Source organism: Desulfurivibrio dismutans, from assembly GCF_029210385.1.
Taxonomy (GTDB): Bacteria; Desulfobacterota; Desulfobulbia; order Desulfobulbales; family Desulfurivibrionaceae; genus Desulfurivibrio; species Desulfurivibrio dismutans.
Genome location: NZ_JARGDQ010000001.1, coordinates 106211 through 119815 on the forward strand (window position 1 = coordinate 106211; position 13605 = coordinate 119815).

9 protein-coding genes are annotated in these 13605 nt (G+C 58.8%); 8 read left to right on the forward strand and 1 reads right to left on the reverse strand.

The window, feature by feature from the left end; all coding sequences use genetic code 11:
* The 4 genes from ftsA to P0N66_RS00485 all read left to right on the forward strand — a co-directional run bounded on the left by ftsA (position 1) and on the right by P0N66_RS00485 (position 5722).
* Complete coding sequence (ftsA, locus tag P0N66_RS00470) at positions 1-1233, forward strand: cell division protein FtsA (protein WP_275801992.1); 1233 nt, start codon at positions 1-3, stop codon at positions 1231-1233.
* 84 nt (positions 1234-1317) lie between these two features.
* A complete protein-coding gene (ftsZ, locus tag P0N66_RS00475; protein WP_275801993.1) occupies positions 1318-2484 on the forward strand; it encodes a cell division protein FtsZ in 1167 nt (388 codons plus the stop codon).
* A 12-nt stretch (positions 2485-2496) separates the two neighbouring features.
* Positions 2497-4272, forward strand: a complete 1776-nt coding sequence (locus P0N66_RS00480; protein ID WP_275801994.1) for a radical SAM protein — start codon at positions 2497-2499, stop codon at positions 4270-4272.
* Entirely contained in the window at positions 4265-5722 is a 1458-nt protein-coding gene (locus P0N66_RS00485; RefSeq protein ID WP_275801995.1) for a two-component system sensor histidine kinase NtrB, read from the forward strand. Before P0N66_RS00480 ends, P0N66_RS00485 begins: the two co-directional genes overlap by 8 nt.
* Before the next feature lie 44 nt (positions 5723-5766).
* On the opposite strand, the gene P0N66_RS00490 is transcribed toward P0N66_RS00485, so the two are convergent.
* A complete protein-coding gene (locus P0N66_RS00490; protein ID WP_275801996.1) occupies positions 5767-6735 on the reverse strand; it encodes a YkgJ family cysteine cluster protein in 969 nt (322 codons plus the stop codon).
* A gap of 456 nt (positions 6736-7191) precedes the next feature.
* Between P0N66_RS00490 and aprB the strand changes: the two genes are divergently transcribed.
* From aprB to P0N66_RS00510, 4 genes are all read left to right on the forward strand, one after another.
* On the forward strand, positions 7192-7620 hold the full coding sequence (gene aprB, locus P0N66_RS00495) for an adenylyl-sulfate reductase subunit beta (RefSeq protein WP_275801997.1): 429 nt from the start codon (positions 7192-7194) through the stop codon (positions 7618-7620).
* Positions 7621-7690: 70 nt separating this feature from the next.
* Positions 7691-9706 carry an adenylyl-sulfate reductase subunit alpha gene (gene aprA / locus P0N66_RS00500; protein ID WP_275801998.1) on the forward strand — a complete coding sequence of 672 codons (2016 nt, stop codon included), beginning with the start codon at positions 7691-7693 and terminating at the stop codon, positions 9704-9706.
* A 286-nt stretch (positions 9707-9992) separates the two neighbouring features.
* Positions 9993-11252, forward strand: a complete 1260-nt coding sequence (locus P0N66_RS00505) for a CoB--CoM heterodisulfide reductase iron-sulfur subunit A family protein (RefSeq protein ID WP_275801999.1) — start codon at positions 9993-9995, stop codon at positions 11250-11252.
* 6 nt (positions 11253-11258) lie between these two features.
* Positions 11259-13517 (forward strand): FAD-dependent oxidoreductase, encoded by a 2259-nt coding sequence (locus tag P0N66_RS00510; protein WP_275802000.1) that lies wholly within the window; start codon positions 11259-11261, stop codon positions 13515-13517.
* The last annotated feature ends 88 nt before the right edge of the window (positions 13518-13605 follow it).

A 13605-nucleotide genomic window follows, 5' to 3' on the forward strand; every position in this document is an offset into this window, starting at 1 on the left:
ATGAGTCGTGAGGAACGGGGAGAACTGCTGGTCGGCCTGGACATCGGCACCACCAAGATCTGTGCGGTGGTGGCCGAAGTGCTCGGCCGGCAGATCAAGATAATCGGCATGGGCCGTGCCCCTTCGGTGGGGCTGCGCCGAGGGGTGGTGGTAAACATAGAATCCACCGTGGATTCTATCCGCAAGGCGGTGGAAGCGGCCGAACAGATGGCCGACTGTGAGATCGGTTCGGTCTATGTGGGGATTGCCGGCAGTCATATCAAGGGCTTTAACTCCCATGGACTGATCCCCATTCGTTCCGGCGAGATTCGCCAGGATGATATCGACCGGGTGGTTGATGCCGCCCGGGCGGTGCCGGTGCCGCCGGACCAGGAGATCATCCACGTGTTGCCCCAGGAGTTCATCGTCGACGGCCAGCCCGATATCCAGGATCCCATCGGCATGACCGGGGTCCGGCTTGAGGCCGATGTGCACATCGTCACCGGCCTGGTGACCGCGGTGCACAACATCGTCAAGTGCTGCAACCGGGCCGGGCTCAATGTTGCCGACGTGGTGCTGGAGCCGCTGGCCTCGGCGGAGGCGGTGCTGACCCGGGAAGAAATGGAGCTGGGGGTGGGGCTGCTGGATATCGGCGGCGGCACCTCTGATCTGGCGGTTTTTGCCGGCGGCACCATCAAGCATACCTTTGTGCTGGGGTTGGGCGGCCATAATCTGACCAACGATCTGTCGGTTGGGTTGCGCACCCCGCTTAAAGAGGCGGAGCGGCTCAAGGAGGAATATGGCTGCGCTCTGGCCTCAATGATCGACAAGGATCAGATCATTGAAGTGCCCAGTGTGGGCGGACGCAAATCCCGGCGGCTGTCCCGCCGGGTGATGGGCGAGATCCTGGAGCCGCGGGTGGAAGAGATGCTGACCCTGATCAATCAGGAACTGGTCGACTCCCGCTACAAGGAACTTGTCAATGCTGGTCTGGTGCTGACCGGCGGCACCGCCCAACTGGAGCACCTGGAAGACCTGGCCGAACAGATCTTCGACCTGCCGGTGCGGGTAGGATATCCGGAAAATGTCGAGGGCCTTGAGGAGATGATTGACTCTCCCCAGTGGGCCACCGCAGTTGGCTTGCTGGTGTACGGCTCCCGGCATGATCCGGCCACCGGTTTTGGAGCCCGCTCCGGGCGGATGTTTTCCCGCCTGGGCAGCAGGATGAAGGAGTGGTTCAAAAAAGTGATTTAAGTTTCGGGGCGTCGTCGGCGGCCCGGGGAACAGGAAATAATTGCCTGGATAGCAGCAGCAACCAGCATTTTAAGGGGGCAGGTTATGTCTTTTAAGCTAGCGGAGACTGAATCGCGGGCGAGGATCAAGGTGTTTGGTATCGGCGGCGGTGGCGGTAACGCGGTTAATACCATGGTTGAAAGTGGCCTGGTGGGCGTGGAGTTCATTGCCGGCAACACCGACATGCAGGCCCTGGAACAGTCCAAGGCCGATGTCCGGCTGCAGTTTGGGCCCAATCTGGCCAAGGGCCTGGGGGCCGGGGCTCGGCCCGACGTGGGTCAGGAGGCGGCGGAGGAGTCCATTGATGAAATCCGCAAGCTGCTGGAGGATACCGACATGGTTTTTGTCACCGCCGGCCTGGGCGGCGGTACCGGTACCGGTGGGGCACCGGTGGTGGCCAAAGTGGCCAAGGAATTGGGAGCTCTCACCGTCGGGGTAGTCACCAAGCCTTTTGCCTTCGAGGGCAAGAAACGGATGAAAAATGCCGACGCCGGTTGGAAGGAGCTCAAGGCCCATGTGGATACCATCATCACCATTCCCAATGACCGGCTGATCTCCATGGCCCAGAAAGGCACCCGCTTCATCGACGGCATGAAGATGGCCGATGATGTCCTGGTCCAGGCGGTTAAGGGAATCACCGACCTGATCAACCTGCCCGGCTACATCAACCCGGACTTTGCCGATGTCCGCACGGTGATGAATGAAATGGGGCCGGCTTTGATGGGCGCCGGGCAAGGGGTCGGAGAAAATCGGGCCAGTGAGGCGGTGAACATGGCCATTGCCAGTCCGCTGCTGCAGGATATCAGTATTGATGGGGCCAAGGGAGTGCTGGTCAATATCTCCGCTCGCCAGGATACCCTGACCATGGCCGAGGTGACCCAGGCGACCACCAAGATTTATGACGAGGTCCATGAGGATGCCAATATTATCCTCGGGGTTATTTTCGACGACAACCTGGGTGATGAACTGCGGGTGACGGTGATCGCCACCGGCATTCGGGCGGTGGAGGATTTTGAGGATGTTGCCGACAATATCCGGCCCCTGCCCGGTGCCGGTAAGCGGGAGGCCAGGGTGCAGAGCCTGCCGATGACCGGAACGGGCAGTGGCTGCAACCGTGAGGCGGCCGCTAAAGGCGGCCGCAAAGCCTTTCCTTCATTAATGACCGATGAAGATTTTGATCGGCCCACCTTTTTGCGCAAAAATGAAAGCTGACGGCCGTCGGTGATGGGTGCCGGCCGCGCGCGTCGCGTCCGCGGCCGCCGGCAGGAGTCGTCGCCCCCCGACCTCCTGCAGGGCGAGCGTGGAACCTGGCGTCAGAAATGGGGCCACCGGCTGACGGTGGCCCTGATTTTCCCTAATACGTACCCGGTGGCCGCCTCCAACCTCGGCTGGCAGTTGGTTTATGACCTGCTCAATGAACACCCGCAAATCCTGGCCGAGCGTTTCGTGCTCCCCTCCGCCGGAGAGGTGCCCCGTTCCCTGGAGTCAGGGCGCCCCCTGGGTGATTTCTCGCTGATCTGCTATTCAATCTCCTTTGAAGGCGACACCTTAAACCTGTTGCGTTTGCTGTCCGCCGGCGGAGTGGAACTGGATGCCGAACGTCGGTCAGAGCATCACCCCTTGGTGATCGGGGGCGGGGTGGCGACCTGGATGAACCCGGAACCGCTGGCTCCGGCCACCGACCTTTTTTTGATCGGTGAGGCGGAGGCGCTGCTGCCGCCGGTGCTTGCGCGGCTGGTGAGCCATTACCGGGCAGAGATTGCCTCCGCCGGAGGCGCCGGCCACTCTTCGCGCATCACCCTGCTCCACGATCTGGCCTCCTCTTGTCCCGGCTGCTACGTGCCTCGCTTTTATACCCCGCACTACCTTGCTGACGGTCGCCTGGCGCACATGATGGCGGCGCCTGGAGTGCCGCCGAGAATCAAACCGGTGTTGCAAAACTCCCCGGCGGTTGCCGGCTATTCGCGTTTGCTTAGTCCTCGGGCCGAGTTCAGCGACCTCTTTGTGGTCGAATTGGGGCGGGGATGCAGCCGCAGTTGCCGTTTTTGCGCCGCCGGTTTTGTCTACCGGCCGCCGCGCTTGTGGTCGCCGGTGGCCATCGAGGCCGCCCTCAATCGGCGGCCGCCGGATATTAAACGGGTTGGTCTGTTGGGCATGGAGATGGCCGCCCCCGAGACGCTGGCGGCCATCAGCCGTCAAATCGAGGCTGCCGGTTGTCGGCTCTCTTTTTCCTCTCTGCGGGCCGACGCCATAACCCCCGAACTGTTGCGTTTGCTCAAACAGAGCGAGGTCAAAACGGCGGTGCTGGCGCCCGATGGAGCCTCGGAGCGTTTGCGACGGGTGATCAACAAGAATCTGGCCGAGGAAGATATCCTGCGGGCGGCCGAGGCGTTGGCCGCCATCGATGTGCGAACCATTAAGCTCTACTGCATGATCGGGCTGCCCGGCGAAGAGGATGCCGACCTGATGGAACTGGTGGCCATGATCGGCCGTTTGCACCGCCGATTGCTGGCTGGAGGCCGCCGCCGCGGCTGGCTCACTGAAGTGCAACTCAGCGTGAGTTCCCTGGTGCCCAAGCCCTGGACCCCGTTCCAGTATGCCCCCTTCGCCGGAGTGTTATTGCTGCGCCGCCGTCTGCAGTTGCTGAAGCGGGAGTTGAAGAGCCAGGCCAATGTCAAGCTCAGCGCCGAATCTCCGGAACATGCCTATTGGCAAGCCATTGTCGCCAGGGGTGACCGGCGCCTGGGGCAGGCGCTGCTGCGCCTGGCGGCGACCGGAGTTGAAGCCCGGCCCAGCCGTGCCCTGGCCACCCACGGGATTGACCCTGACTGGTATGCCGGTCGTAGCCGTACGGCCGATGAACGGTTCCCCTGGGAAATTATTGCACCGGGTATCAAGCCGGAGTATCTCTTCAAAGAATATCAGCGGGGGCTCAGTGGTGCTGTCACCGAGGCCTGCCGGGTGGAAAGCTGTCGACGTTGCGGGGTGTGTGGTGGTTGAAGGCAAGCAGGCCGAGGGAAGTAAACTAGCAGCCCTGAAGCCGTTCCGGCTGGTAAAATTTTTCTCTTTTTCCAGCCTGGCGGTTTTTTTAGCTTTTGCCCTGGTGCTTTCCCTGTTGATTTCCGATTATGCCAAAAGAACCCTGCTGGAGCGCAGCGAAGCTTACGCGCTGGTGGTCACCGAAAACTTGAGCCATCAGGTTTTTCAGCAGTTCGTGGTGCCCACTGTGCTGCATTACGGCAAAATCGCCCTGCGCACCCCGGAGCAGCATCAACTGCTGGATGCGGTGGTCCGCAACACCACTTACGGGATGCGGATTCAAACGGTAACCATCTACGATTCCCGGGAAAATATTATTTCCTACAGTACCGACAGCGAGAAGATCGGACAGCGGGATGCGGGCGGCCGGGAATACCGTAACGCCCTGGCCGGGGAAAGTGCTTCGCGTCTGGTCACCGAAGGGGAGCCCTGGGGGGCGCTGCCCTGGGTGACCCCGGCCACTTCGCAGTTGCACACCTTTATCCCTTTCATTCAATATACCCCCATGGAAGATAAGCCGGATATCATTATGGGGGTAATCGAGGTGGTGCAGGACCTGTCGGAAGACATGGAGGCCATCGCCAGGTTCCAGGGGGCGGTAATCCTGATCTCGATGCTGATGATGGCGGCCCTCTTTATCGTTTTGCGTATTATTGTAGGCCGAGCCGAAAGAATCATGGAGGCCCGGGCCGAAGAGCGTCGGCGGCTGGAGCAGCAGCTGCATGACAGTGAAAAACTGGCCACCCTGGGCCGCATGGTGGCTTCGGTGTCCCATGAAATCAAGAATCCACTGGGGATTATCCGCAGTACGGCGGCGATTTTAGGCAAACGGGTGCGCAAGGAGGCCCCGGGCAATGAACATCTGGCCGAGATCATCGTCAGCGAAACCGGCCGGCTGGACGGGATTGTGCGGGAGTTTCTCGATTTCGCCCGCCCTCAGACCCTGAACCGTGCCCCGGAGTCCATCAACGAGATCATTCGGCAGGCCCTGGAATTTCTGGCCCCGGAATTGCGAAACCGGGGAATTACGGCCTCCCTGGAGCTTACCGAAAGTCTGCCGACCCTGCAGCTTGACCGGGAGCAGATATACCGTGCACTGCTGAATATCATACTCAATGCCGTCCAGGCCATGGCTGACGGCGGCACCCTGACCCTGCGCAGTCGGAGGTTGCACAAGATGATCGGGGGCGGGCAGGTGGTGGAGATTGTCGATACCGGTGAGGGAATCAGGGAGGAAGAGCGGGAGCAGATTTTCAGCCCCTTTCATACCGGCAAGCACCGGGGCACCGGGTTGGGGCTGGCCATCGTGAAAAATATTATCGACGCCCACCGAGGTCGGATTGAAGTGGAAAGTGAGCCGGGGAGCGGGTCCTGTTTCCGGCTCATTTTGGGAAAGCACGCCAGGGGCTGATGTCTTGTCGCGGTCTTGGGAAACAGTTCCCGGCCGGGAGGGCGTTACTGGCCCGGGCCCTTGCCGCTCTTTTTGCTCTCGACCCGCTGTTTCAGTTCCTCGTGGTCCTTGAGCAATTCCTGGTAAGTTTCCTCGGCCCGTTGTTCCTTCTCCGCTCGATTCTTTTTTATTTGCTCCACCTTCTGCTTGAGTCGTTCCTCCCTCACCTTGAGGCCGGAGTCGCGGATGCCGAAGATAGTGGCGGCCAGGAAGCGGAAGGAAAAGAGCATTAGCTCCACATCATCTTCTCGGAGTTTCTTCTGGGTTTCCTCATCCAGTTCGTAGGAGGAGAGAAAGCTGTCGCTGAGCACCAACTCCCTGAACTTGTCCAGGTCGGTGCTGGCCATAAAAAAGATCCGCTTGGCCGGCTCGCTCAGCGTGGCCTGGAGGCCGAAGGACTTGCGGCGCATGACCAGTTCCATCCATTCCTTGTTCATGACGTCGGATTCATCAATGCCCTGGTCGCCCCGCCATTCCCGGATGGTTTGCACCTTCTCTTCCTCGTGGCCCTTACAGTGGTCCTCTTTGACCAGAAAGTAAAACTCCTCGGCCGGCGCGCTCTCTTCCTTGCTCTCCGGTGATTCCCGGAAGTAGGACATCCCCACCGGATAGTAGCGGCAGGTGGTGGGGCGGTGTTCATAAATCGTGCAACCCTGCTCGGTGACAAAGGGGCAGCGACCATCTTCGTCAAGATTGATTCGCACCCCGGGCAGGTCAGTTTTTTCCAGATAGACCGGGGTGGTGAAGCGAAGTAAAAACTCGGCGGCCGGCAAGTTTAGAGCCCGCCGGATGCGGAGGATATCGTAGGGGGTCAGGACGATGTTGATGTTGCCGCAGCAGGCCGTGAAGCATGCGACCCCGGGGTGACAGCTGAACTTCAGGTTGCTGTCCAGGTCAAGCTTATGAGGCATGATATTGCTGGGATTGCGGCTGAGAAGCGTCGACTGGTCAGGGGGTGATTCCGGTTTGCTCATGATTTGGTACATCCTCGTGGTGGTCGGGCCTTGGCTGGCCGCAATGGTCGTTTGCTGGCGATCGAAATATAAACCCACAAAGATACTCATCTGGGCGGTTGGTGTCAATTGTTAAACGGCTTTTCCGTCAACCAGCCGCCGGGAGTTTTTTGCTTGACATTTGACAGGTGAAAAATTATAGAAACCTGAGTTAGAAAATATGAGCGCCCCTTCAGTTTTCTGAAAAAGAACGTTTTATTTCCGGCCCAGGCAAGGGTAAACCGTGCGGAGGCGGACGATGCAGGTTTTGCTGCAGGTTTGCCGATTGTTGCTTCTGTCGTAGGGTACGACAGCTTGCCGGGGGCGGTTTTTTAGTGGTGAAAAGTTGTCTGGAAAAGGTGTCGTAGGTCTTGCGATCCCCGTCTGGGGGTGGCCGGATCGACAAAATTCAAACTCAATTATTGAGGAGGTTAGTGAATGCCGAGCTATGTGGATCCTTCAAAGTGTGATGGTTGCAAGGGCGGTGATAAGACTGCCTGCATGTACATCTGTCCCAACGACCTGATGGTCTTGAACAAGGACGAGATGAAGGCTTATAACCAGGAGCCCGATGCATGCTGGGAGTGTTACTCTTGCGTGAAAATCTGTCCGCAGGGCGCCATCGCCGTCCGCGGCTATGACGACTTCGTGCCCATGGGCGGTTTCGTGCATCCCATGCGGAGCTCCGACTCCATCATGTGGACCGTTAAGTTCCGGAACGGCAACATGAAGCGTTTCAAGTTCCCCATCCGGACCACCGCCGAAGGTGCCGCCAATGCGTACACCGACCTTAAGGGCGAGAACCTGGATGACGAGAAGCTGACTCTGGAGCAGGACCTGCCGGCCCCGACCATGCTGGCCAAGTAAGGGCAGCTACGACTGAACAGGTAATCAGTGAACAACAAGATCTGAAAATCCCAAACAAGGAGATTATATTATGGCATTGCCGAATAAGCCGATGGGCGAGTTGCCCGCAGTCGCCAATCCCGAAGTTGTTGAGCACGACGTCGATGTACTGATCATCGGCGGTGGTATGGCCGCTTGCGGCACCGCTTTTGAAATCAAGAAGTGGGCCCCCGCCGATCTGAAGATCAAGCTGGTTGACAAGGCCGCCATGGAGCGCTCCGGCGCCGTGGCCCAGGGGCTGTCCGCCATCAACACCTACATCGGTGAGAATAAGATCGAAAACTACGTAAAGATGGTCCGCAACGACCTGATGGGTGTGGTTCGCGAAGACCTGATCTACGACCTGGGCCGTCACGTTGACGAGTCCGTCAAGCTCTTCGAGGAATGGGGTCTGCCCATCTGGAAGAAGGACGACAAGGGCGACAACCTGGACGGCGCCAAGCCCGCCCCCACCCTGCGTGAAGGCGGCACCCCCGTACGGACCGGTAAATGGCAGATCATGATCAATGGCGAGTCCTACAAGTGCATCGTCGCCGAGCCGGCCAAGACCGCGCTGGGCGAAGAGAACATCATGGAGCGCGTGTTCATCGTTAAGCTGATCCTGGACAAGAACAAGGAAAACCAGATCGCCGGTGCCGCTGGTTTCTCCACCCGTGAAAACAAGGTTCACGTTTTCCGCTGCAAGACCGCACTCTGCGCCTGTGGTGGTGCCGTTAACATCTTCCGTCCCCGGTCCACCGGTGAAGGTAAGGGTCGGGCCTGGTACCCGGTATGGAACGCCGGTTCCACCTACACCATGTGCGCCCAGGTTGGCGCCACCCTGACCATGATGGAAAACCGCTTCACCCCGGCCCGTTTCAAAGACGGTTACGGCCCGGTAGGCGCCTGGTTCCTCCTGTTCAAGGCCAAGGTTCAGAACGGTCTGGGCGAGTTCTACGCCAACGCCGACTCTGCCCAGGAAGAGCTGAACAAGTACATGCCTTACGGCGGCTCCCCGGTGACCCCCACCTGTCTGCGCAATCACCTGCTGCTCAACGAGCTCAAGGCCGGTCGCGGGCCCATCTACATGGCCACCGACGTTGCCCTTAACGCCTTCCTCGAAGAGCGTCGGGCTGCCGGCATGGACGAGAAAGACGTGAAGAAGTTCTGGAAGCATCTGGAGAGTGAGGCCTGGGAAGACTTTCTCGATATGTCCGTTGGTCAGGCCGGTCTGTGGGCAGGTATGAACATCGAGCCCGAGAAGGTTGGTTCCGAGATCATGCCCACCGAACCCTACATGCTGGGCAGCCACTCCGGTTGCTGTGGTATCTGGACCTCCGGTCCCGATGAGGACTGGGTTCCCACCGTCGATGGTCCCCGTAGCCACCAGTACAAATGGGGCTACAACCGGATGACCACTGTTGACGGGCTGTTCACCGCCGGTGACGGCGTTGGCGCCTCCGGCCATAAGTTCTCCTCCGGCTCGCACGCCGAAGGCCGCATCGTAGCCAAGCAGATGGTTAAATTCTGCCGTGACAATGCCGACTTCAAGCCCGAGTTGCCCAAGAGCGCTCAGGAGTACGCCGACGAGATCTACGCTCCGGTTAAGCGCTACCTGGAGCATGTTGGCGCCTCCACCGCGGCCAACGTCAACCCCAACTACTGCAAGCCCGCCGGTCTGATGATGCGCCTGATGAAGGCAACCGACGAGTACGGCGGCGGTGTTGCCACCTACTACATGACCTCTGGCAAGCTGCTCAACATCTGCCTGGATCTGCTGCGCATGCTGCGTGAAGACGCCGAGCAGATGGCCGCCGGCGACCTGCACGAACTGATGCGGGCCTGGGAGAACTACCACCGCATCTGGTGTGTGGAAACCCACATCCGCCACATCGAGTTCCGCAAGGAATCCCGCTACCCCGGTTTCTACTATCGTTCCGACTTCCCCAACGTCGACGAAGAGAACTGGAAGGCCTTCGTTAACTCCACCTACGATCCCAAGGCGGGTGAGTGGAAGTGTGAGAAGGTCGAATGCATCAACATCGTTGAAACCGAGCCGTGGGTATAATTCCACTTGCAGGTTGAACCGATGAAGTTTGACTGCTAACGGAAAATCTCCAGGTGCCGCCACATGGCGGTACCTGGAGATTTTTTCTGTAAGCCAGGCTGAAATATTCTTGCCAGCGTGGCTGACTTGGTTTATCTCCTACGTTTTAATGGCCAGCACCGGGGCTTATTTGCCCGGGTTATTTGCTTGAGGCGACCGCTCAACTTGATGAGTCGTGGCTTGAGGCAAATAAATTTGAAGCCTGTTAAGTAGGATCTATCTATCTTCAAAAGAATGGAGGAGAGGCATGACAGATGAACGCAGCGCACCCTCAGGTGCTGTATTGGTCGTCGGTGGCGGGATCAGTGGTTTAACCGCTGCTCTCGAGGCCGCCGAAGTCGGGCAAGACGTCTTCCTGGTGGAAAAAAACCCTTCTCTGGGCGGCCGGGTGGCTCAGCTCAACCAGTACTTTCCCAAGCTTTGCCCACCGTCCTGCGGGCTGGAAATCAACTACCAGCGGATTAAAAACAACCGCAAGATCCGGGTCCACACCATGACCGAAGTCAAAAGCGTCAGTGGCGGGCCGGGCAATTATCAGGTTACCCTCACCGTTAACCCCCGTTACGTCAACAGCAACTGCACCTGTTGCAACGCCTGCGTGGATGCCTGCCAGGACGAGGTGGACAACCCCTTCAACTTCGGCATGGACAAGGTTAAGGCCATCCGCAAACCCCACGAGCATGCCTTCCCGGCCCGGTATGTGCTGGACAAGGATGCCTGCAGCAGCGCCAGTCTTGACGCCATCGTGGGCGCCTGCAAGTACGACGCCGTTGAACTGGACATGCAGGCCAAGGAGATCACTGTGGATGTGGCCAGCATTATCTGGGCCACCGGCTGGAATCCCTATGACCCGAACAACCTGGAAAATCTCAAGTTCAACTCCAGTCAGGCCATCATTAGCAATATGATGATGGAGCGATTGGCCTCGGTCAACGGGCCCACCGGCGGCAAGATTCTGCGCCCCGGCGACAACGCCGAGCCCGCCAGCTTTGCCTTTGTGCAGTGTGCTGGCTCTCGGGACGAGAATCACCTTGAATACTGCTCCTACATCTGCTGCATGGCTTCCATGAAGCAGATCAACTATATCCGCGCCCAGTACCCCGAGGCGCCCATCACCGTTTTCTACATTGACCTGCGGACCCCCGGCAAATATGAAAAATTCCGGGAAAAACTGATGGCCGATGAAAACATCACCTGGATCAAGGGCAAGGTGGCCGATATCGTGGCCGAAAACGACGGCTCGGTGACACTTATTGCCGAAGACGCGGTGACCGGCAACAAGGCTCAGGCCAAGGTTGACCTGGCCGTGCTGGCCACCGGCATGCAGCCTGCCATCAGTGACCAGGCCAAGGCGCTTGGCTTGACGACGGACGATAACAATTTCGTCGTCTCCCAGGAAGAAGGCATGATTTCCGCCGGTTGCGCCAAGAAGGCGTCCGACGTGGTCACCTGCGCCCAGAGCGCCACGGCCGCGGCAATGAAAGCGATTCAAGCGTCGAGGAGGTAATTGACTATGGATAAGAAGTACGGTGTATATATTTGCACGGGCTGCGGCATCGGGGAAGCCCTGGACGTAGAGGGACTGAGCGGGATTGCCGAAGAAAACGGCATGCCCGTTAAAACCCACGAGGCGGTCTGCAGCGAGGCCGGGCGCCAGGTGATCAAGGATGATATGGCCAACGACGGGGTCAACATCCCGGTGATCTGCGCCTGCTCACCCCGGGTCTGGAAGGAAGAGTTTAACTTCGGCGAGGGTACCATCACTGTCCGTGCCAACCTGCGTGAAGGCGTGGTCTGGTCCATGGAAAAGCCCAGCGAGGAGCGCAGCCAGGAGGTGATCAACGAGTTCACCAATGAACTGGCCCAGGATTACATGCGCATGGCCTGCACCCAGGCCAAGAAAATCGATATTCCTGAAGCTTCTCAACAGGAAACCACCAATCGCCGGATTCTGGTGATGGGCGGTGGCATTGCCGGTCTGACAGCGGCCCGGGAAGCGGCCAAAGCCGGCCACGACGTACTGCTGGTGGAAAAAACCGACAAGCTTGGTGGTAAAGCCCTTGGTTGGCGCAAGCAACTGCCCACCAAGGCTCCCTGGAGCAGCCTGGAGGAATCCAGTATTCAGGAACTGGTCAGTGCCGTTGAGACAGATTCCCGGATTACCGTTAAAACCGGTACCGAGGTGGCCCGCGTTGCCGGGGCTCCCGGGGATTTCAAAATTACCCTCAAGACCACCGGCACCCGGACCGAATGGGATGCCCCCTTCCGGGTAACGGTGGACGAGCAGGATAAGATTGAAAAAGGTGAAATGGAAGACCCCAACCAGGGCTTCAGACCATACACCGAGGGCAACCCCGACGCCGAGGTGGTGGGGGCGGTTATCCTGGCCACCGGCTGGGTTCCCGCCGATGTTTCCGAGTTTGAACACCTTGGGCATGGCAAGCTTGCCAATGTGGTCACCAACGCCGAGTTTGAAAAGCTGGCCAAAGAGGGCAAGGTGCCGGCCAACGTGGCTTTCATCCAGAGCCCCGGTGGTGAGGACAACGACAAGGATTTCCCCTATGCCAACTCGGTTACCAGCATGGTTGCTCTGAAGCAGGCTGGTTATGTGCGGGAGGACAACCCCGACGGCAAGGCCTACATCCTCTACCAGCACATGCGGACGCCCGGCAACATGGAGTTGTTTTATAAAGGAGCCCAGAACAACGACGGCATTTTCATGACCAAGGCCACGGTTACTGGGGTTGAGGAAGAGGGCGGCGCCCTGGTGGTCAAAGCCAAAAACACCTTGCTGCAGGAAGACCTGGATCTGCAGGTGGATATGGTGGTATTGGGGGCCGGTATGAGGCCCACCACCGCCGATGCTTCCACCATCAATCTTTCCTATCGTCAGGGCCCGGGTTTCCTGGATCTTGAGTTGTTTGACGGCTATGCCGACTCCAACTTCATCTGCTTTCCCTACGAAACCAGGAGAACCGGCGTTTACACCTGCGGCGGCGTACGCAAGGCCACCGATATGGTGGAGACCATTGATGACGCCTGCGGCGCGGCCCTCAAGGCCATTCAGTGTATTGAAAGCTCCGATCGCGGGGTGTCCGTACATCCTCGCTCCGGTGACAACTCCTATCCGGAGTTTTACTTCCAGCGCTGCACCCAGTGCAAGCGTTGCACCGAGGAGTGCCCCTTCGGCGCCCTGGATGACGACGAGAAGGGTACCCCGTTGCCCAACCCCACCCGCTGTCGGCGCTGCGGTACCTGCATGGGCGCCTGTCCCGAGCGGATTATCAGCTTCAAGAACTACAGCATCGACATGATCGGCTCCATGGTCAAGGCGGTGGATGTGCCCGATGACGATGAGGATAAACTGCGGATCGTCGCCTTTGTCTGCGAAAACGACGCCTATCCCTGTATCGACATGGCGGCCATGCGTAATGTCAGCCTCAACAGCCTGGTGCGGATCATCCCTGTACGCTGTCTGGGTTCGGTGAACATGGTGTGGATCAAGGACGCCATGTCCTCCGGGATGGACGGCGCTCTGCTGCTGGGCTGCAAGTTCGGCGATGATTACCAGTGCCACTTCGTGAAGGGCAGTGAAATCGCCGACAAACGAATGGCCAACATCGGCGAAACCCTGGGTTCCTTAGGTCTGGAGCCGGAGCGCTGCGCCGTACGCCAAGTGGCGATTACCGATTACGACAAGGTTTCCGACGTGATCAACGAATTCATCGACGAGATCATGGAACTCGGCCCCAACCCCTTCAAGGGTTTCTAAACGGGATGCATAAACGGCCGGCGGTTTTGTTTTTTTCTTGAACCGCCGGCCGATATTTTATATTTAATGGCCAACTGATAATTGTGTC